This is a genomic window from Streptomyces sp. KPB2, from assembly GCF_003950055.1.
In the GTDB taxonomy this organism is placed as follows: Bacteria; Actinomycetota; Actinomycetes; order Streptomycetales; family Streptomycetaceae; genus Streptomyces; species Streptomyces salinarius.
In genome coordinates this window covers 5,672,004-5,692,289 of sequence record NZ_CP034353.1, presented here as the reverse complement: position 1 = coordinate 5,692,289, position 20,286 = coordinate 5,672,004, and the positions used below count along the sequence as shown (strand labels likewise).

19 protein-coding genes are annotated in these 20,286 nt (G+C 71.1%); 10 read left to right on the top strand and 9 right to left on the bottom strand.

The genetic code is table 11. The features are described 5' to 3' along the window. Positions 1 to 76 precede the first annotated feature (76 nt). The 5 genes from D1J63_RS25545 to fasR form a co-directional block, all read right to left on the bottom strand. Entirely contained in the window at positions 77 to 1,366 is a 1,290-nt protein-coding gene (locus D1J63_RS25545; RefSeq protein WP_102930821.1) for a beta-ketoacyl-[acyl-carrier-protein] synthase family protein, read from the bottom strand. 109 nt (positions 1,367 to 1,475) lie between these two features. Further along, complete coding sequence (locus tag D1J63_RS25540; protein ID WP_102930822.1) at positions 1,476 to 1,724, bottom strand: acyl carrier protein; 249 nt, start codon at positions 1,722 to 1,724, stop codon at positions 1,476 to 1,478. Positions 1,725 to 1,826: 102 nt separating this feature from the next. Further along, positions 1,827 to 2,858, bottom strand: a complete 1,032-nt coding sequence (locus D1J63_RS25535) for a ketoacyl-ACP synthase III (protein WP_125631979.1) — start codon at positions 2,856 to 2,858, stop codon at positions 1,827 to 1,829. 16 nt (positions 2,859 to 2,874) lie between these two features. Next, the gene (locus tag D1J63_RS25530; RefSeq protein WP_102930824.1) at positions 2,875 to 3,801 is read right to left on the bottom strand and encodes an ACP S-malonyltransferase; all 927 of its coding nucleotides are present in this window, start codon (positions 3,799 to 3,801) and stop codon (positions 2,875 to 2,877) included. Between the two features lie 89 nt (positions 3,802 to 3,890). Then, the gene (gene fasR / locus D1J63_RS25525) at positions 3,891 to 5,096 is read right to left on the bottom strand and encodes a fatty acid biosynthesis transcriptional regulator FasR (protein ID WP_125631977.1); all 1,206 of its coding nucleotides are present in this window, start codon (positions 5,094 to 5,096) and stop codon (positions 3,891 to 3,893) included. A 325-nt stretch (positions 5,097 to 5,421) separates the two neighbouring features. Here fasR and D1J63_RS25520 point away from each other — a divergent pair, with 325 nt between their 5' ends. The 3 genes from D1J63_RS25520 (at position 5,422) to D1J63_RS25510 (ending at position 8,913) form a co-directional block, all read left to right on the top strand. Then, the gene (locus tag D1J63_RS25520) at positions 5,422 to 6,336 is read left to right on the top strand and encodes an SGNH/GDSL hydrolase family protein (RefSeq protein ID WP_125631975.1); all 915 of its coding nucleotides are present in this window, start codon (positions 5,422 to 5,424) and stop codon (positions 6,334 to 6,336) included. Between the two features lie 37 nt (positions 6,337 to 6,373). Then, positions 6,374 to 7,345, top strand: a complete 972-nt coding sequence (locus D1J63_RS25515; protein ID WP_125631973.1) for an aldose epimerase family protein — start codon at positions 6,374 to 6,376, stop codon at positions 7,343 to 7,345. 263 nt (positions 7,346 to 7,608) lie between these two features. After that, positions 7,609 to 8,913 carry a pyroglutamyl peptidase gene (locus tag D1J63_RS25510; protein WP_206436789.1) on the top strand — a complete coding sequence of 435 codons (1,305 nt, stop codon included), beginning with the start codon at positions 7,609 to 7,611 and terminating at the stop codon, positions 8,911 to 8,913. Here D1J63_RS25510 and D1J63_RS25505 read toward each other — a convergent pair. The 3 genes from D1J63_RS25505 to D1J63_RS25495 form a co-directional block, all read right to left on the bottom strand. Beyond that, positions 8,885 to 9,709, bottom strand: coding sequence for an EI24 domain-containing protein (locus tag D1J63_RS25505; RefSeq protein WP_125631971.1), 825 nt, complete (start codon positions 9,707 to 9,709; stop codon positions 8,885 to 8,887). The genes D1J63_RS25510 and D1J63_RS25505 overlap by 29 nt on opposite strands. Before the next feature lie 40 nt (positions 9,710 to 9,749). Further along, complete coding sequence (locus D1J63_RS25500) at positions 9,750 to 10,169, bottom strand: organic hydroperoxide resistance protein (RefSeq protein WP_102930817.1); 420 nt, start codon at positions 10,167 to 10,169, stop codon at positions 9,750 to 9,752. A 117-nt stretch (positions 10,170 to 10,286) separates the two neighbouring features. Beyond that, a complete protein-coding gene (locus D1J63_RS25495) occupies positions 10,287 to 11,309 on the bottom strand; it encodes an NADP-dependent oxidoreductase (RefSeq protein ID WP_125631969.1) in 1,023 nt (340 codons plus the stop codon). Between the two features lie 126 nt (positions 11,310 to 11,435). Here D1J63_RS25495 and D1J63_RS25490 point away from each other — a divergent pair, with 126 nt between their 5' ends. Next, complete coding sequence (locus D1J63_RS25490; protein ID WP_102930815.1) at positions 11,436 to 11,879, top strand: MarR family transcriptional regulator; 444 nt, start codon at positions 11,436 to 11,438, stop codon at positions 11,877 to 11,879. A gap of 46 nt (positions 11,880 to 11,925) precedes the next feature. Here D1J63_RS25490 and D1J63_RS25485 read toward each other — a convergent pair whose 3' ends face one another. After that, a complete protein-coding gene (locus D1J63_RS25485) occupies positions 11,926 to 12,693 on the bottom strand; it encodes a hypothetical protein (RefSeq protein WP_206436788.1) in 768 nt (255 codons plus the stop codon). A gap of 214 nt (positions 12,694 to 12,907) precedes the next feature. Here D1J63_RS25485 and D1J63_RS25475 point away from each other — a divergent pair, with 214 nt between their 5' ends. The 6 genes from D1J63_RS25475 to mmsB all read left to right on the top strand — a co-directional run bounded on the left by D1J63_RS25475 (position 12,908) and on the right by mmsB (position 20,261). Next, the gene (locus D1J63_RS25475) at positions 12,908 to 14,074 is read left to right on the top strand and encodes a mandelate racemase/muconate lactonizing enzyme family protein (protein ID WP_125631965.1); all 1,167 of its coding nucleotides are present in this window, start codon (positions 12,908 to 12,910) and stop codon (positions 14,072 to 14,074) included. Continuing rightward, positions 14,071 to 15,087, top strand: a complete 1,017-nt coding sequence (locus tag D1J63_RS25470; protein WP_125631963.1) for an alcohol dehydrogenase catalytic domain-containing protein — start codon at positions 14,071 to 14,073, stop codon at positions 15,085 to 15,087. The genes D1J63_RS25475 and D1J63_RS25470 overlap by 4 nt, the downstream gene beginning before the upstream one ends. A 146-nt stretch (positions 15,088 to 15,233) precedes the next feature. Beyond that, complete coding sequence (locus tag D1J63_RS25465) at positions 15,234 to 16,205, top strand: hypothetical protein (RefSeq protein WP_102930811.1); 972 nt, start codon at positions 15,234 to 15,236, stop codon at positions 16,203 to 16,205. 95 nt (positions 16,206 to 16,300) lie between these two features. Then, positions 16,301 to 17,410, top strand: a complete 1,110-nt coding sequence (chvE, locus tag D1J63_RS25460; RefSeq protein WP_125631961.1) for a multiple monosaccharide ABC transporter substrate-binding protein — start codon at positions 16,301 to 16,303, stop codon at positions 17,408 to 17,410. 32 nt (positions 17,411 to 17,442) lie between these two features. Then, positions 17,443 to 19,020, top strand: a complete 1,578-nt coding sequence (mmsA, locus tag D1J63_RS25455) for a multiple monosaccharide ABC transporter ATP-binding protein (protein ID WP_125631959.1) — start codon at positions 17,443 to 17,445, stop codon at positions 19,018 to 19,020. Beyond that, positions 19,017 to 20,261, top strand: coding sequence for a multiple monosaccharide ABC transporter permease (gene mmsB, locus D1J63_RS25450; protein WP_125631957.1), 1,245 nt, complete (start codon positions 19,017 to 19,019; stop codon positions 20,259 to 20,261). The genes mmsA and mmsB overlap by 4 nt, the downstream gene beginning before the upstream one ends. The last annotated feature ends 25 nt before the right edge of the window (positions 20,262 to 20,286 follow it).

Here is a 20,286-nt window from a genome sequence, read left to right as displayed (position 1 = left end):
CCCCGCCCGCCGTTCACACGTGAGGAAGGCCCCCACCGACCGGTGGGGGCCTTCCTCATGCGCTCGGGTACGTCGCTCAGACCGTCCGGAACGCGAGCACCACGTTGTGGCCGCCGAAGCCGAACGAGTCGTTCAGCGCGGCGATCCGGCCCTCGACCGGCAGCTTGCGGGCCTCGCCGCGGACGATGTCCGCGTTGGCCTCGGCCTCCGGGTCGATGTTCTCGACGTTGATGGTCGGCGGCGCCACCCGGTGGTACAGGGCGAGCACGGTCGCCACGGACTCCACGCCGCCCGCGCCACCGAGGAGGTGACCGGTCATCGACTTGGTGCCGGAGACCGCCATGTGGTCGACGTCGTCGCCGAGGACCTTGCGCAGCGCCTTCAGCTCGGCGATGTCACCGGCCGGCGTCGAGGTGGCGTGCGCGTTGACGTGCACGATCTCGGCCGGGTTCAGGTCGGTGCGCTCCAGCAGGTTCTGCAGGGCGGCGGAGATGCCGCGGCCCTCCGGCTCCGGCTGCACGATGTCGTGGCTGTCGGCGGAGATGCCCTGACCGACCGCCTCCGCGTAGACCCGGGCGCCGCGCGCGGCGGCGTGCTCGGCGGACTCCAGGACCAGGACGCCGGCGCCCTCGCCGAGGACGAAGCCGTCGCGCGCCGTGTCGAAGGGGCGCGAGGCACCCTGCGGGTCGTCGTTGTTCTTGGACATCGCCATCATGTTGCCGAACGCGGCGATCGGCAGCGGGTGGATCGCCGCCTCCGTGCCACCCGCGACGACGACGTCGGCGCGGCCGGTGCGGATCATCTCGATGGCGTAGCCGATGGCCTCGGCGCCCGACGCGCAGGCGGAGACCGGCGTGTGCACGCCCGCACGGGCGCCCACGGCCAGGCCCACGTTGGCCGAGGGGCCGTTCGGCATGAGCATGGGGACGGTGTGCGGGGAGACGCGGCGGACGCCCTTCTCCTTCAGCACGTCGTACTGGTCGAGCAGCGTGGTCACACCGCCGATGCCGGAGGCGATGACCGCGCCCAGCCGGTCGGGGTCGACGTGGGCCGCCCCGTCCTCGGCGGCGCCCTCGCCCGCCTTGCCGGAGTACCCGGCGTCCTTCCAGGCCTCCTGCGCCGCGATCAGCGCGAACTGCGCCGAGCGGTCCAGGCGGCGGGCCTGCGGCCGCGGGATGACCTCGGAGGGGTCCACGGCGACGGGCGCGGCGATGCGGACCGCCTGGTCGGCGGCCCACTCCTGCTCCAGGGGCTTGACGCCGGACTTGCCGGCGACCAGGCCCTCCCAGGTCGAGGCTGCGTCGCCACCCAGCGGTGTGGTTGCGCCGATACCGGTGACGACCACGGTGCGATTGGTCGAGCTCACGGGAATTCTTTCTCCAACGGGATACGGATTCGTACGGCGCCACCGCCGGGTGGCGGGGCAGTCGGCCCGGATCTGCCCTATACCCGGGGTATGCCCGAGTATCGGCGGATCAGCCCTGGTGGTCGAGGATGTACTGCGTCGCGTCGCCGACGGTCTTCAGGTTCTTGACGTCCTCGTCCGGGATCTTGACGTCGAAGCGCTCTTCGGCGGCGACGACGACCTCGACCATGGACAGGGAGTCGACGTCCAGGTCGTCGGTGAAGGACTTGTCCAGCTGGACGTCCTCAACCGGGATGCCGGCGATCTCGTTCACGATCTCCGCGAGACCGTCGACGATCTCTTTCTGAGTGGCGGCCATGGTGGCGCTCCTTCGTTGTTGTCCAGAGGGTGTGGCGGCCCGCCGCGTCGCGGCGGGTGTTGCTGCTCTCCGTTCCGGACCGCGTGATCCGGCACGGAGTGCCTAGGGGAGGGTAACGACCGTCGCGGCGTAGACGAGACCCGCCCCGAAGCCGATGACGAGCGCCGTGTCGCCGCTCTTCGCGTCACCCGTCGCCAGAAGCCGCTCCATCGCGAGCGGAATCGAGGCGGCCGAGGTGTTGCCGGTGGTGCGGATGTCACGGGCGACCGTGACGTGCTCCGGCAGCTTCAGGGTCTTCACCATCGAGTCGATGATCCGCACGTTGGCCTGGTGCGGGATGAAGACGTCCAGGTCGTCCGGGCTGATCCCGGCCGCGTCCAGCGCCTGCTGCGCGACCTTCGCCATCTCGAAGACGGCCCAGCGGAAGACCGCCTGGCCCTCCTGCGTGATCGCGGGGAACTTGACGTTGCCCTCGCGGTCCAGGGGCAGCTCGGAGACGTCGCCGATCCGGAAACGGTCCCAGGAGACCGTCTGCTTGATCGTTTCGGCCTTGTCGCCCTCCGAACCCCAGACGGTCGGGCCGATCGCCGGCTCCTGCGACGGGCCGACCACGACCGCGCCGGCGCCGTCGCCGAACAGGAAGGCCGTCGCCCGGTCCTCCAGGTCGGTCAGGTCGGACAGCCGCTCCACGCCGATGACCAGCACGTACTCGGCCGAGCCCTCGACGACCATGCCCTTGGCCAGCGTCAGCCCGTAGCCGAAGCCCGCGCAGCCCGCCGAGATGTCGAAGGCCGCGGCCTTGTCGGTGCCGAGCCGGTCGGCGATCTCGGTGGCGATGGCCGGGGTCTGGGCGAAGTGCGACACGGTCGAGACGACCACGGCGCCGATCCGGGACGCGTCGATCCCGGCGTCCGCGAGCGCCTTGCCGGACGCCTCCACGGACATCGCGGCGACGGTCTCCTCGGGGCCGGCCCAGTGCCGGGTCTCGATGCCGGAGCGCGAGCGGATCCACTCGTCGGACGAGTCGATCGTCTCGAGGATCACCTCGTTCGGCACCACCCGGGTCGGGCGGTATCCGCCGACGCCGAGGATGCGCGCGTACGGGGCGCCCTTGCTGGGCTTGATCTTCGACATGCTCTCGCGCTCCTTGTCAGGCCTGTGCGTGCTCGGCGACGAGCTCACGGGCCGCGTCGAGGTCGGCGGGGGACTTGAGGGCCAGCGTCTTCACGCCGGGCAGCGCCCGCTTGGCCAGCCCGGTCAGCGTGCCGCCCGGGCACACCTCGATCAGCGCGGTGACGCCGAGTTCCTTGAACGTCTCCATGCACCGGTCCCAGCGGACCGGGTTGGCCACCTGGCCGACCAGTCGCTCCAGCACCTCGGCGCCGGAGGCGACCGGCTGTCCGTCCTTGTTGGAGACGTACGTCACCTTCGGGTCGGCCGGCGTCAGCGTCTTCGCGGCCTCGGCGAGCTTGTCCACCGCGGGCGCCATGTGGTGCGTGTGGAACGCGCCGGCCACCTTCAGCGGGACGACCTTGCGGACGCCCTCGGGCTTGTCCTCGTTCAGCGCGGCCAGCTGCTCCATGGTGCCGGCGGCCACGATCTGACCGGCGCCGTTCACGTTCGCCGGGGTCAGGCCGAGCCGCTCCAGGTGCGCGACGCTCACCTCGGGATCGCCCCCGAGCAGCGCCGACATGCCCGTCTCGGTGACGGCGGCGGCCTCGGCCATGGCCAGGCCCCGGCGGCGTACGAGGGTCAGCGCGGCGGTGTCGTCGAGGACGCCCGCGAAGGCGGCGGCGGTGATCTCGCCGACGCTGTGGCCCGCGACCACGCCGGGCCCGATCTCGGAAATGTCACCGAGTGCCGCGGCGGAGAGGATTCCGGCGGCGACCAGCAGCGGCTGGGCGACGGACGTGTCACGGATCTCGTCCGCGTCGGCCTTGGTGCCGAAGTGGGCGAGATCGAGTCCGATGGCGTCCGACCACGCGGCGACGCGGTCAGCGGCACCGGGAAGGGCGAGCCAGTCAGTCAGGAAGCCGGGCGTCTGGGCGCCCTGGCCGGGAGCGACGAGTACGAGCACTCTCACACTCTCTCTTGAGGACGGCCACGACCGCCCGTGGGGACAGGGACGAAGAACAGGAGCGGGTTTTGTGGACCCTGCACAAAATCTTAGATCTGCGGATCTCCGTCGGCCAGACGCCCCAGGATGAGCGCGATCCGCAGTGTGAACGCAGACCGTACATCAGAGGGTGACCATCCGGTGACGTCAGTCACACGTCGGAGCCGGTAGCGCACGGTGTTCGGGTGAACGAAGAGCATCCGGGCGGCGCCCTCCAGACTGCTCGCCTGTTCGAGATAGACGCTGAGCGTCTCCAGGAGAGCGGCCCCGGCCTCCTCCAGCGGTCTGTAGATCTCCTCCACCAACTGCTCACGCGCCGAGGGGTCGGAGGCGATCGCGCGCTCCGGCAGGAGGTCGTCGGCGAGCACCGGGCGCGGGGCGTCCTGCCAGGCGGTGCACGCCTTCAGTCCGGCCGCGGCGGCCTGCGCGGACCGGGTCGCGGCCAGCAGGTCGGGCACCACGGGCCCGGCGACGACCGGCCCCGGCGCATACGGCCCGATCAGCGACTTCGCCACCGCGAGCGGGTCGTTTCGGCCACCGGCGATGACGACCAGCCGGTCCCCGAGCACCCCGGTCAGCACTTGCAGCTTGGCGTGCCGGGCCGCCCGCCGGATGGCCTCCACGGTCAGCTCGGAGTCCCCGTCGGGCGCGGTGCCGAGGACGACGCACACGTGCTCCGGCGAGTTCCACCCCAGCGCGGCCGCGCGCGAGACGGCGCCCTCGTCGGCCTCGCCGCTGAGCACGGCGTTCACCACCAGCGACTCCAGGCGCGCGTCCCAGGCACCGCGTGCCTCGGCGGCCTGCGCGTAGACCTGGGCGGTCGCGAAGGCGATCTCCCGGGCGTACACGAGCAGCGCCTCGCGCAGCACCGACTCGTCGCCCGGGGCCGCCACCTCGTCGATGGCGGACTCCATCACCTCGATGGTGGTCCGCACCATCTCCACGGTCTGCCGCAGCGTGATCGCCCGGGTCAGTTCGCGCGGGGCGGTGCCGAAGACGTCGGTCGAGATGGCCTGGGGCGCGTCCGGCCGCCGGAACCACTCGGTGAACGCGGCGATGCCGGCCTGGGCGACCAGCCCGATCCAGGAACGGTTCTCCGGTGGCATGGCCCGGTACCACGGCAGCGTCTCGTCCATGCGCGCGATGGCCTGCGCGGCGAGCGATCCGGAGGACTGCTCCAACCGCTTCAGCGTCGCGGTGTGCGGGTGGGCGGGCTGGGCGGGGGCGTCGGGCTTGCCGGTTTCGGGTTCGGGCACGGGGACAAGACTGCCTTATCGGGACGGGCGGGTGTGCCGCAGGGGCGGTACTGCAAGGCACGGCCGCACTCCCCCCGCCAGCGACCACGGGAACACACATTCGCATTACCTCGGATCGAGCTGGCAGCCACACGGACGCTCCGTACCCGGCACCGAACTTCGGCAACGCTCCGCGTCGGTACGCCCGGACGGAACCCCTCCAGGGCGCGAACGCCAGCGCCTCCTCGCAATAATCAGGTGAGCCGTCGCATCGACGCCCTCGGGAACCCTCGCGCGGTGTCATGGGTTGAGCACGGTGGAGGCACGAGGCGAGGGGTGGGACCGTATGGGCCGAGGGACGGACCGGGGGACGCGGTACGGCCGCCGCCGGGCGCGCGCCGCACTCGCCGTGCTGACGACCGTCACCGTGCTGGGCGCGGCGGGCTGCGACGCCGCGGGCGGCGACTCCCCCGACCCTTCCCCCAGCGCCTCGAAACGGGCGAGGACGGCCCCGGCGTGGGACACGAGCCCGGAGTCGGTCGCCGCCGTCGGCGACTCCATCACACGCGGCTTCGACGCCTGCGCCGTCCTGTCGGACTGCCCGGAGGTGTCGTGGGCGACCGGCAGCAGCGCGAAGGTGGACTCCCTGGCCGTACGGCTGCTGGGGAAGGCGGACGCGGCCGAGCACAGCTGGAACTACGCGGTCACCGGGGCCCGGATGGCGGACCTGACCGTCCAGGTGACCCGGGCGGCGAAGCGGAAGCCGGAGCTGGTGGCGGTGATGGCGGGGGCGAACGACGCATGCCGGGCCACGACCTCGGCGATGACGCCGGTGGCGGACTTCCGGGCGCAGTTCGAGGAGGCGATGGCCACCCTGCGCGAGAAGCTTCCCAAGGCGCAGGTGTACGTGTCGAGCATCCCGGACCTGAAGCGGCTGTGGTCCCAGGGGCGCACCAACGCGCTGGGCAAGCAGGTGTGGAAGCTGGGCCTGTGCCCGTCGATGCTGGGCGACGCGGACTCCATGGACGCGGCGGCGACGCTGCGGCGCAACACGGTGCGCGACCGGGTGGAGGACTACAACGAGGTGCTGCGGGAGGTCTGTGCGAAGGACCGGCGCTGCCGCACCGACGACGGCGCGGTCCACGCGTACCGGTTCGGCACCGACCAGTTGAGCCACTGGGACTGGTTCCACCCGAGTGTGGACGGCCAGGCGCGGCTGGCGGAGATCGCGTACCGCCGGGTCACCGCGGAGACATCGTGAGACGGGCCTGACCTGGGCATGTCCTAGAGTTCCGCACATGAGCGAACTCTTCGGCACACGTTCCGACGGCACCCCGGTACACCGCTGGACCCTGGAGCGGGCCGGCGTACGGGTCCGGGTCCTGTCGTACGGCGGGATCGTGCAGTCGGCCGAGGTCCCCGACCGGGACGGGAACACGGCCGACGTGGTGCTGGGGTTCGCCGACCTGGACGGTTACCTGCGGCACCCGGAGCCCTACCTGGGCGCGCTGGTCGGGCGGTATGCCAACCGGATCGCGGGCGGGCGTTTCCCGCTGGACGGGCGGACGTACGCGGTGGTGCCCAACGAGGGGCCCAACACGCTGCACGGCGGCGAGCGCGGCTTCGACAAGCGCGTGTGGGACGTGGAGGCGGTCACGGGGGGCGTGCGGCTGAGCCGCGTCTCCCCGCACGGCGAGGAGGGCTTCCCGGGCCGCCTGGAGATGTCGGCGACGTACACGCTGGACGGATCGGGGGCGCTGCGGATCGGGTACGAGGCGGTCACCGACGCGCCGACCGTGCTCAACCCGACCAACCACAGCTACTTCAACCTGAGCGGTTCCGGGCACGCGGGCGGGCACGAACTGCGGCTGGCCGCCTCCCGGATCACACCGGTCGACGCCGGCCTGATCCCGACCGGCGGCCTGGACGACGTGACGGACACCCGCTTCGACTTCCGGCGGGCGCGCAAGATCGGCTCGGGCTACGACCACAACTTCGTCCTCGACAAGGGCGTGACCGACGCCGCCGAGGAGGTCGCCGAGTTGTACGACCCTGCGTCGGGGCGGGTGCTCACGGTGGCGACGACCGAGCCGGGCCTCCAGCTCTACACCGCCGACCACCTGGGCGAGCCCTTCGCCCCCGGGGACGGCGTCGCGCTGGAGACCCAGCACTTCCCGGACTCCCCGAACCGGCCCGGCTTCCCGAGCACGGTGCTGCGGCCGGGCGAGGTGTTCCGCTCGGAGACGGTGTACCGCTTCTCGGTGCGCTAGGGAGGGCCGAGCCCCGGCCCGGCCGTCAGGTTCCGGGCCGGGGCTGCTCCCGGGGGCGCGCGCTCGCGGGCGGCCCGGTTCCGACGTTAACCGTCGCGGTGATCCGGTGGTCCACGATCGGGCATCCGATCAAAAGTTCGTACGAACCCTTCACAAACACCCACGAGTCGGTCGCCACGCGCCATGGCGCCCGCCCCCTCGGTCACGCGATACTTCCGCCGTCCGGCAGCGCACCCCACGGCGACGGAAGGACCTGGACTCCCTTGGCACCCATACGTGTTCGGATCGGCGTACTCGGACTGGCCCTGGTGGCGGGACTCGCCACCCCGCTCGCCGCCCCCACCACGGCGACGGCGGCACCCTTGGCGGGCGGCACCGCCCCCGCACCGACGGTGGAGGAACGGCGGCTCGACGGGGAGGTGCCCCGGGAGATCCTGCGGCGCTCCGGATTCGCCGCGGTGGCACCGGCGTTCGCCCGGGGGCTCGGACGGGCCGGCTCCTACCGCGAGGCGCGTGCCCTGGTGGCGCGCGAGGGCTCGGCGCTGTGGCGGCGGGCGGTGGACCGGGCGCAGGGGCGCGGGCCGGCCCACGGGGACCTCGGCCGCGACGACGACCGGCCGCTGTACTGGGCGCGGCTCGGGATGACGCGGGAACTGCGCACCTGGGCGCCCGGGTTCGGGCTGGGCGAGCGGCAGCGGGCCGCGCTGCTGACGGAACTGGAGCGCACCTCGCGCGGACAGGCCGACCTGCGGCTGCCGCGGAGCGGACACGGCAAGGGCGCGGGCAAGGGCATGAAACGGGTGCTGCTCACCGGCTTCGACCCGTTCACCCTGGACCGGGACATCCGGATCTCCAACCCGTCCGGCGCCGTGGCGCTCGCCCTGGACGGCACGGTGATCGACACCGCGGACGGTCCCGCGCGGGTGGAGACCGCCGTGTTCCCGGTGCGCTGGCGGGACTTCGCCGAAGGGGCGGTGGAGCGTGCGCTGCGGCCGTATCTGCCGCGGGTGGATCTGTTCACCACCGTGAGCCAGGGCCGGGTGGGACGGTTCGACGTGGAACGGACCAACGGGGCCTGGCGGGGCGGCTTCCCCGACAACGAGAACGTCTCGCGCACGGAGACGGTCCCGGTGGCCGACCCGGCCTCGCAGCCGCAGTGGACGACGACCACACTGCCGTACGCGGCGATCACGGCCGCGGACACCGGCCGCTTCCCCGTGTACGACAACACGACGGTGACCGAGATCCCGGCGGGTGGCACGGAGCCGGTCGTACGGCCGGACGGGCCCACGCCCGGGTCGACGGCGCGGGAGGGCGGCGGCGGGAACTACCTGTCCAACGAGATCGCCTACCGCGCGACGCTGCTGCGGGACCGGCTCGGGCTGCACGGCACGCTGCCGGGCGGGCACGTGCACACGCCGGTGCTGCAGTTCGGGGCCGGGAACACCGATCCGGCGACGGGGGCGGTCACCGACCCGGGGTTCGTGCGCAACCGGCTGGACATCGTGGCGCAGACGCGGGCGATCGTGGCCGTGGCGGTCAGTGCCGCGGGGCCGGACCGGGGCTGACCGCGGCGTCGGCCGTATCGCCCTCGGACGGGTCGTCGGCACCGTCGCGGATCTCCTCGCCCAGCAGCTCGCGGGCGAGGAGCGTGGCGCCGGCGACCGCGCCGGGCATCAGGAACACCGCGACGAAGGGCACCAGGAAGGAGACGCCCAGCGGGGTCCCGAAGCCCCAGACCAGCATCTTGCGGGAGCGCAGCAGGGCGAGGCGCTCGCGCAGTTCGACGCCCCGGCGCTGGAGGGCGACGGCGGTCAGCTCCTCGGTGAGGAAGAAGCCGGTGACGAAGAAGCCGATCACCGGGACCACCGTCTGGCCGACGACCGGGATGAAGCCGAGCGCGAAGAGCAGCACGCCCCAGAGTGCGGCGCGGACGACGATCCGCAGGCTGTCGCGGCCGGAGATCCACAGCTCGCGCCAGAGCGGCAGGTCGGACTCGGGGGCGGTGCCGTCCGGGGAGACGTCGCGGTCGACCCGCTCGGAGAGGGCCTCGTAGAAGGGCTGGCCGACCAGCAGGGTGACCGCGGTGAAGGTGAGCACGGCCAGCAGCAGGGCGAGGGCGAACAGCACGACGGTGAGGAAGCCGCGGAAGAGCCCGAGCCAGGGGCTCGACCAGTCGTCGGCGAAGGGGGTGACCCAGCCGACGAAGTCGTCGCCCCGCAGCGCGAGCGCGACCAGCACGCCCAGGTAGAGGACCAGGGTGATCAGGCCCGGGACGAGGCCGAAGCCGTAGCTCCGCCCGTGCCGGGCCACCCAGCGCTGGCCCTTCAGCAGATGACCGAACCCCGCCCCAAGATCACGCATGGGCGGAACTCTACCGGTTGGCGCGCAGGCCCGTTTCCGGTCAGACGAGCGTCACGGTGATGTTGCCGCGGGTCGCCTTCGAGTACGGGCAGACCTGGTGGGCCTTCTCCACCAGGGACCGCGCGGTGGCGGCGTCGACGGACGGGATCTCGGCGGAGATCTCGACGATGATCCCGAACCCGTCGTCGTTCTTGCCGATGCCGACCTTCGCGGTGACGGTCGAACCGGATACGTCGGCGCCCTCCTGGCGGGCCACGACGGCGAGCGCGCCCTGGAAGCAGGCGCTGTACCCGGCCGCGAACAGCTGCTCCGGGTTGGTGCCGGCGCCGCTGCCGCCCATCTCCTTGGGCGGGTTCACGACCACGTCGAGCTTGCCGTCGTCGGTGGCGACCCGGCCGTCGCGGCCGTTCTCGGCGGTGGCGACGGCGGTGTAGAGGACTTCGGACTGCTGGATCGGCATATCGGGTGTCTTCCTCCTAGGTCCGCCGCGACTCGCGCCCACGATCACGACGGATTTCGGAAAGACGCTACCGCATGCCGGAAATCCAGTGAAGCCCGCTCTTCCCTCGCCGGGGGGTCAGAGCTTGACGATCATCTTTCCGGTGTTGTCGCCGCGCAGGACGCCGAGGAACGCCTCCAGGTTGTTCTCGATGCCCTCGACGACCGTCTCGCGGTACTTCAGCTCGCCGGAGCGGACCCAGGGGCCGACCTCCTCGACGAACTGCGGCTGGAGGTCGTAGTGGTCGCCGACCAGGAAGCCCTCGATGCGGCCGCGGGTCTGGATGAGCCGGGCGAGGTTCTTCGGGCCGGGCGCGGGCTCGGTGTTGTTGTAGACGGAGATCGCGCCGCAGATGGCGATACGGCCGTTGAGATTGAGGGAGCCGATGGCGGCCTCCAGGTGGTCGCCGCCGACGTTGTCGAAGTAGACGTCGACGCCGTCCGGGGCGGCGGCGCGCAGCTGCTCGCTCACCGGGCCGCTCTTGTAGTTGAAGGCGGCGTCGAAGCCGTACTCGTCGACGAGCAGCTTGACCTTCTCGTCCGAGCCGGCCGAGCCGATGACCCGCGAGGCGCCCTTGAGCTTCGCGATCTGCCCGACCTGGCTGCCGACGGCACCCGCGGCGCCGGAGACGAAGACGGAGTCGCCCTCCTTGAAGGAGGCGGTGCGCAGCAGACCGGCGTAGGCGGTGAGCCCCGTCATGCCGAGCACGCCGAGGTACGTCGACAGGGGCGCCGCGTCCGGGTCCACCTTGACGGCGTTCCCGGCGTCCAGGGCGGCGTACTCGCGCCAGCCGAAGAAGTGCAGGACGTGGTCGCCGACGGCGAACCCCTCGGCGTTGGAGGCGACGACCTCGCCGACCGCGCCGCCCTGCATGACCTTGCCCAGCTCGTAGGGGGCGGCGTAGGACTTGGCGGCGCTCATGCGGCCGCGCATGTACGGGTCGACGGAGACGTACAGGTTGCGCACCAGGACCTGGCCGTCACGCGGGGTGGGGACCTCCGCCTCGACGAGCGCGAAGTCCTCGGGCTTGGGCCAGCCGACCGGGCGGGTGACCAGGTGCCATTCGCGGTTGACGGCGGGGAGGACGGGGGAGTCGGTCATGGGGCACCTTTCCTGGGGCTTGCTCGGAACTTCCTCGGGAGCTGCTCGCCGAGAATGTTTCAGGTTCTGAAACAACCATGCGGCTGAACATTTCACGTTGTCAAACAAATGAGTACCCTGGTGTCCATGGCCACACCACGCGACACGACGCGCCGACCCGACGCTCTCACCCTCGAAGTCGTCGAGCTGATCGGCGAGGTCGTGGCCCGCTTCCACGCGGACTACGAGGAGGCGGCGGCGGAGCGCGCCCTGACCGGGGCGCAGGCCAAGCTGCTCAGCCTGTTGTCGCTGGAGCCGCTGCCGATGCGGAAGCTGGCCCAGAAGCTGAGGTGCGAGCCGTCGAACGTCACGGGGATCGTGGACCGGCTGGAGGCGCGGGGCCTGGTCGAGCGCCGGCCCGACCCCGGCGACCGGCGGGTCAAGGTCGCGGCGGCGACGGAGGAGGGACGCCGGGTGGCCCGGGGGCTGCGCGAGTCGCTCCGGTTCGCCCGGGAGCCGCTGGCGGGGCTGTCGGAGACGGAGCGGGTGGCTCTGCGGGACGCGCTGGTGAGGATGCTGCGGGACGACTGAACCAGCACTGCGGCCGGCCAGGGGGCAATGCCCGCGGCTGTGGCGGCTATGTGCACCACCACAGGAAGCGGTCGCAGGTTTCCGTGGGGGTCGGGTCCGGCTGTTCCGGCGGGGTGGGGGTCGCCGACGGGGGTGGGTCGTCGTGCGACTCCGGGGACGACGGGTCCGGGTTCGCGGGCGGGGTGGTGCTCGGGACCGGCGCCCGGGACGCGCCGGGACCGCCGGACGCGGTCGGCGTCTGCGACTCCTCCGCCTCCGGGGACTGCGACGCGGACGGCGACACCGTTGTCGACGCGGACGCGCTGGTGGACGGCGGGGCCGAGGTCGGGGTCGTCCCCGAGGGGGCGTCGGCCGGGATCGCCGACGCCTCACCCACCTCGCGGGTCGCGCCGCCGTCCGTCGTCTCGCCGCCCGCCGCGGCCGGCCTGTCCGGGGAGTGCGGGGCGTCCATGCCGAGTTCGGCGAGGCTCAGTCCCCCGGCGGCCAGGACGAAGCCCCCGACGAGGAGCAGGGTCCGGCGGCGGCGCCTGCGGTGGGCGGCGGCCTTGCGGTCGCGGCGGCTGGAGCGGGCGCCGGGAGCGGCTTCGCCGGGGTCCTCGCCGGGGTCCTCGTCGGAGTCGTCCCGCAGGTCGCCCCGGGCCGGTGTCCCGGCGACCGCCGCCACCTCGCGGCCCTCGCCCACCGCCGCCGGCGCGGTCTCCTCACCCACCGTCAGGTGGGCGTCCGACGCGTGCAGTTCGTGGGCGGGCGTACCGCATCCCGGGCAGGCGAGAGCGCCGTTGAGGTGCCGTCGGCACGGGTGGCAGTAGTCCATGACGCGGGAAGGTTAAGTTCCGGGACGGGCGCGTTCCTAGAGGTCACTGTGAATGTTGTGTGGGGAAGCACGCGACCTCGACCTTTCCCCCGATCCGAAACTGCCGAAACCGTTATGTGTCCGACCCATTGACACTCCGAGCACCCCGTCCTTACTGTCACGCCAGCATTTCGAACGAGTGACGAAATATCGAACAACGCGAGGGGCAGCCGCCGTGCGCATCACCGGAATCAGCACACACGTGGTCGGGACGCCGTGGCGCAACCTGACCTACGTCCAGGTGCACACCGACGAGGGCATCACCGGAGTCGGCGAGACCCGGATGCTGGGCCACACCGACGCCCTCCTCGGCTACCTGAAGGAGGCCGAGGCCAACCACATTCTCGGTTCCGACCCGTTCGCTGTCGAGGACCTGGTGCGCCGCATGAAGTACGGCGACTACGGCCGCGCGGGCGAGATCGTGATGTCCGGCATCGCCGTCGTGGAGATGGCGTGCTGGGACATCAAGGGCAAGGCCCTCGGTGTCCCGGTGTGGCAGCTGCTGGGCGGGAAGGTCACCGACAAGGTCAAGGCGTACGCCAACGGGTGGTACACCACCGAGCGGACGCCGGAGGCGTACCACAAGGCCGCGCAGGGGGTCATGGAGCGCGGGTACCGGGCGCTGAAGATCGACCCGTTCGGCACCGGGCACTTCGAGCTGGACCAGCAGCAGACGAACTACGCCGTCTCCCTGATCGAGGCCGTGCGGGACGCCATCGGGCCCGACGCCGAGCTGATGCTGGAGATGCACGGCCGGTTCTCGCCCTCCACCGCCGTCCGGCTCGCGCGCGAACTCGCGCCGTTCAAGCCGGCCTGGCTGGAGGAGCCGGTCCCGCCGGAGAACCTCCGGGCGCTGAAGAAGGTCGCCGAGAAGGTCGACATCCCGGTCGCCACCGGTGAGCGCATCCACGACCGGATCGAGTTCCGCGAGCTGTTCGAGGACCAGTCGGTGGACGTCATCCAGCCCGACGTCGGCCACATCGGCGGCATCTGGGAGACCCGGAAGCTGGCCGCGACCGCCGAGACCCACTACACGCTGGTCGCCCCGCACAACGTCGGCGGCCCCGTGCTCACCGCGGCCTCCCTCCAGGTCGGGTTCACCTCCCCGAACTTCAAGATCCTGGAGCACTTCAACGACTTCGCGGACGCGGAGATCAAGAAGGTCGTCAAGGGCGCGCCGCAGGTGGACCCGGAGGACGGGTGCTTCCACCTCTCCGACGCGCCCGGTCTCGGCGTCGAGCTGGACACCGACGCGGCGGCCGAGTTCCCGCAGCAGCAGGCGCGGTTCGACCTGTGGGCCGAGGGCTGGGAGAAGCGCGCCCCCAAGGGGGCCGGGGCATGAGCGGCGCGGTCGTCGTCGAGGCGCCGGGGGTGCACCGGCTCGTGCCGCACGAGCCGCGCGAACCCGGCCCCGGCGAGGCGCTGGTGCGGGTGCACGCCGCCGGGATCTGCGGCAGCGACCGCGAGGTCTACCAGGGCAACCGGCCCGAGGGATACGTGCGTTACCCGCTCACCCCCGGGCACGAGTGGTCCGGGACCGTGGAGCGGGTCGGCGCCGGGGTGCCGGAGGCGCTGGCCGGCCGGAAGGTGGTGGGCGAGGGCTTCCGCAACTGCCAGGTGTGCGACCGCTGTCACGCGGGCGAGACGACGCTGTGCACCGCCGGGTACGAGGAGACCGGGTTCACCCAGCCGGGCGCCATGGCACCGACGCTGACCCTGCCCGCCCGGCTGCTGCACGTGCTGCCCGACGACGCCGACCTCACCGGCGCGGCGCTGCTGGAGCCGGCGGCCTGCATCGCCGCCGCCGCGCTGAAGGCGAACGCCCGGCCCGGTGAGCGGGTCGCCGTCGTCGGCACGGGCACTCTTGGCATGTTCGCCGTGCAGTTCCTGCGCGCCGCGTCCCCGGCCGAGCTGCTGGTGGTCGGGACGCGCGGGGACCGGGAGGCGCTGTCGCGGCAGTTCGGCGCGACCGGCTTCCGCACCAAGGACCGGCCGCTCCCGGACGACTTCGACGTCGTGATCGAGACCGCCGGGTCCGCGGACGCCGCCCGCACCGCCGCCGCGCTGCTGCGCCGGGGCGGCCGGCTGGTGCTGACCGGCATCCCGGCGCCGGGCGCCGACGGTCTCGACCCGACCGACCTGGTCGTACGGCAGCTGGAGGTGCACACCGTCTTCGGGGCGCCGCCGGACGCCTGGGCGCACACGGTGCGGGTCTTCGCGGCCGGTCTGCTCGATCCGCGGCCGCTGGTGACGCACGAACTGCCGCTCGCGGCGTTCTCCGAGGCCATCGAGCTGGTGGGTTCCGGAGACCCGAAGGTCGGAAAGGTGCTGCTGCACCCGGACGCCCGCCCCTGAGCCGTACGCCGGCGCGGGGGCGACCTGACGGCCTCCGCACCGGCGTACACCCACCCGGCCGGGCGGCTCTGCCCGGCCCCGGTCCGCAGCCCCTCACACCCGCCGCCGCGAACTTCGTCCGACATATCGAACACTAAGGACAGCTTGTGACCGACCCTTCCGCCTCGGCCGCCGCACGCAGGCCCGGTGAGCAGGCGCTCACCGCCCTCGGCCTGGCCGCGCCCGACCCCGATCCCGCCGACGCCTCGCCGCACTCCTTCCCGGGCGGTGGCCGCTGGCGCACCGAGATCCCCTCCTGCGAGGGGCCGGAGGCGCTGGCGGTGGTGCTCAAGGAGTCCTCGCGGCTGGACGTGCCGATCCACCGGATCAGCCAGGGCAGCGGCGTGTGGATGCTCACCGACGCCGAGATCACCGAGATGGTCGAGGCCACCGCCGAACGCGACATCGAGCTCTGCCTGTTCACCGGCCCGCGCGGCACCTGGGACATCGGCGGCTCCACCCGGACCGACTCGGGCGGCGCGGGCCTCAGGGCCCGCGGTCACGCCGCGGTCGCCGGGTGCGTCGAAGACGCCGTACGCGCCAGTGAGTTGGGCGTCAAGTGCCTGCTGGTCGCCGACGAGGGCGTGCTGTGGACGCTGCACCGGGCCCGTGCGGCCGGCCTCCTCCCCGCCGAGACCACGCTCAAGCTCTCCGCGCTCGTCGGACCGGTCAACCCGGCCTCGTACGCGGTGTACGAACGGCTCGGCGCCGACTCCATCAACGTGCCCAGCGACCTGACACCGGATCACCTGACCGAAATACGGCGGGTTTCGGCCGCCCCGATGGACATGTACATCGAGGCCCCCGACGACCTCGGCGGCTATGTGCGGATGTACGAGGTCGCCGAGCTGATCCGGCGCGGCGCCCCGCTGTACCTGAAGTTCGGCCTGTCCAAGGCGCCCGGGATCTATCCGTACGGCCACCACCTGCGGGAACTGACGCTGGCCACCGCCAAGGAGCGGGTGCGGCGCGGCCGCCTCGCCCTCGATCTGCTCGCCCGGCACGGGGCGGACGGGGACATGGCGCCGCTCGGCACCCGGCTGCCGGGGACGCTCAACCGGTTCGAGATCTCGTCATAACGTTCCGGAAAATCCCTTCACAAAAGACGACACGACCGCGCACAATCCCACACACCTGCGTCGCCGATCCAGCCCTCACCTCAAGGATGATGACCATGCGCAACCGCAGAGCCGCACTCGCCGCGATAGCCTCCGCCGCCTCGCTCGCCCTCACACTGACCGCCTGCGGCCAGAACAGCGAGGGCGGCAGCGAGGAGGACAAGGGAGGCAGTGACGGCGCCACCGTCGGCATCGCGATGCCGACCAAGTCCTCCGAGCGCTGGATCACCGACGGCGCCAACGTCGAGAAGGAACTGAAGGCCAAGGGCTTCAAGACGAAGCTGGTCTTCGGCGAGGACGACCCGGACCAGCAGGTCTCCCAGATCGAGAACATGATCACGCAGGGCGTGGACGCCCTGATCGTGGCCGCGATCGACAACAAGTCCCTCGGCAACGTCATGCAGCAGGCCGCGGACGCCGACATCCCGGTCATCTCCTACGACCGGCTGATCCTCGGCACGGAGAACGTCGACTACTACGCCTCCTTCGACAACGAGAAGGTCGGCGAGCTGCAGGGCGGCTACATCGTCGACAAGCTCGGTCTGAAGGCGGGCAAGAAGGGCCCCTTCAACATCGAGCTGTTCGCCGGCTCCAACGACGACAACAACACCCGGTACTTCTTCAACGGCGCGATGAAGGTCCTGAAGCCGTACATGGACAAGGGCCAGCTGGTCGTGCGGTCCAAGCAGACCGACCTCAACCAGGTCACCACCCTGCGCTGGGACGGCGGCACCGCCCAGAAGCGCATGGACGACCTGCTCACCTCCAGCTACCGCAGCGCCAAGGTGGACGCGGTGCTCTCGCCGTACGACGGCATCTCCATCGGCATCCTGTCCGCCCTGAAGTCCGACGGCTACGGCTCCGGCAGCAAGCCGATGCCCGTCGTCACCGGCCAGGACGCCGAGATCGCCTCCGTGAAGTCGATCATCGCGGGCCAGCAGACCCAGACCGTCTTCAAGGACCTGCGTCAGCTCGCCAAGGTCGCGGCGAACATGGTCGACGCGGTCCTGAACGACAAGAAGCCCGAGGTCAACGACACCAAGTCGTACGACAACGGCTCCAAGGTCGTCCCCGCCTACCTGCTGCAGCCGGTCAGCGTCGACAAGTCCAACTACGAGAAGGTCCTGGTCGACGGCGGCTACTACACCGCGGACCAGCTGAACTGACCGGGCCCCACCAAGGATTGGAAGGCACGACCATGGCGGGACCCGTCCTGGAAATGCGCTCGATCGTCAAGACCTTTCCCGGTGTCAAAGCGCTGTCGGACGTCACGCTGACCGTTCGCCAGGGCGAGGTCCACGCCATCTGCGGGGAGAACGGCGCCGGCAAGTCCACCCTGATGAAGGTGCTCTCCGGCGTCCATCCGCACGGCAGTTACGAGGGGGACGTCCTCTTCGAGGGCGAGACCTGCCGGTTCAAGGACATCCGGGCGAGCGAACAGCACGGCATCGTGATCATCCACCAGGAGCTGGCGCTGGTGCCGTATCTGTCCATCGCGGAGAACATCTTCCTCGGCAACGAGCACGCCAAGCGCGGACTGATCAACTGGAACGACACCCTCAAGCACGCCACCGAACTGCTGCGCCGGGTCGGTCTCGACGAGCATCCCGAGACCCGCGTCGCCGACATCGGCGTGGGCAAGCAGCAGCTGGTGGAGATCGCCAAGGCGCTCTCCAAGAAGGTGAAGCTGCTCATCCTCGACGAGCCGACGGCGGCGCTCAACGACGAGGACAGCGGCAAACTCCTCGACCTGATCCTCCAGTTGAAGGAACAGGGCATCACCTCGATCATCATCTCGCACAAGCTCAACGAGATCCGCCGGGTCGCCGACTCGGTCACCATCATCCGCGACGGCCGCTCCATCGAGACGCTCGACGTGAAGGCGGCCGAGACGACCGAGGACCGGATCATCAGCGGGATGGTCGGCCGCGACCTGGAGAACCGCTTCCCGGACCGGACCCCGCACCAGCCGGAGCAGGGCACGGCCCCGGCCCTGGAGATCCGCAACTGGACCGTGCACCACCCCATCGACCAGCAGCGCAAGGTGGTCGACGACGTCTCGATCGAGGTCCGGCGCGGTGAGATCGTCGGCATCGCGGGACTCATGGGCGCCGGCCGCACCGAGCTGGCGATGAGCGTCTTCGGCCGCACCTACGGCCGGCACGCGGGCGGCACGGTTCTCAGGGACGGCCACGAGGTCCGCACGAAGACCGTCCCGGAGGCGGTCGGGCACGGGATCGCCTACGTCACCGAGGACCGCAAGCACTACGGCCTCAACCTCATCGACACCATCAACCGGAACATCTCGCTGACCGCGCTGGGCAAGGTCTCCAAGCGGGGCGTGGTCGACGAGCACGGCGAGCGGCAGGTCGCCGAGGACTACCGCAAGTCGATGAACATCAAGGCGCCGACCGTCTTCGAGCCGGTCGGCAAGCTGTCCGGCGGCAACCAGCAGAAGGTCGTCCTGAGCAAGTGGATCTTCGCGGGTCCCGAGGTGCTGATCCTGGACGAGCCCACCCGCGGCATCGACGTGGGCGCCAAGTACGAGATCTACACGGTCATCGACCGCCTGGCGGCCGAGGGCAAGGCGGTCGTGTTCATCTCCTCCGAGCTGCCCGAGCTGCTCGGCATGTGCGACCGCATCTACACCATGGCCGCGGGACGGCTGACGGGTGAGTTCTCGCGGGCCGAGGCCTCGCAGGAAGCGCTGATGCGGCAGATGACGAAGGACAAGCAGGACCAGAAGTCCCGGAAGGACGAAGAGGTAAGCCGATGAGCACGGACGTGACCGCCAAGACCCCGGCACCGGCGCCGCCCGGCAAAGAGGGCTCGGCCTCCGGCGGCGGGCTGCTGCAGCTGATGCTCGACGGCATGCGCCGCAACATGCGCCAGTACGGCATGCTGATGGCCCTCGGCCTGATCGTGGTGCTGTTCGCGGTGTGGTCCGACGGCGACCTGCTGCTGCCGCGCAACGTCTCCAACCTGGTGCTGCAGAACAGCTACATCCTGATCCTCGCGATCGGCATGATGCTCGTCATCATCGCGGGCCACATCGACCTGTCGGTGGGGTCGCTGACCGCCTTCGTGGGCGCGACGGCCGCCGTCCTGATGGTCAGGAACGACATGCCCTGGCCGGTGGCGGTGATCCTCTGCCTGGCCATCGGCGCCGCCGCCGGCTCGGTGCAGGGCTTCTTCATCGCCTATCTCGGCATACCGTCGTTCATCGTGACCCTCGCGGGCATGCTGCTCTTCCGCGGTCTGACGGAGATCTTCCTCAAGGGCCAGACCCTCGGCCCGTTCCCCAAGGACCTGCAGAAGATCGCCAACGGCTTCCTGCCCGAGGTCGGCCCGAACACCAACTACCACAATCTGACCCTGTTGCTGGGCATCGCGCTGATCGCGTTCGTGGTGTACCAGGAGGTCCGCGACCGCAAGCGGCAGCGGGAGTTCTCCCTCGACGTGCCGCCGCTCAACCTCTTCGTGCTCAAGCTGGTCGCGCTGGTCGCCGCCGTCCTCGTGGTCACGCTGCTGCTGGCCAGCTACAAGGGCGCCCCGATCGTGCTGCTCATCCTGGGCGTCCTGGTCGTCGGCTTCGGCTACCTGATGCGCAACGCGATCATCGGCCGCCACATCTACGCCATCGGCGGCAACCTGCCCGCGGCCAAGCTGTCGGGCGTGAAGGACAAGAAGGTCACCTTCCTGGTCTTCCTGAACATGGGCATGCTCGCGGCCCTGGCGGGTCTGGTCTTCGCCGCCCGCTTCAACGCGGCCTCGCCCAAGGCGGGCCTCAACTTCGAACTCGAGGCCATCGCCGCCTCGTTCATCGGCGGCGCGTCGATGAGCGGCGGCGTCGGCACGGTCCTCGGCGCGATCATCGGTGGCCTGGTCCTCGGCGTGCTGAACAACGGCATGAACCTCGTCGGCATCGGCACCGACTGGCAGCAGGTCATCAAGGGCGCGGTGCTGCTGGCGGCGGTCGGGTTCGACGTGTGGAACAAGCGCAGGGTCGGTTCGTAACGGATTTCGGGCCCCGCCACTCACG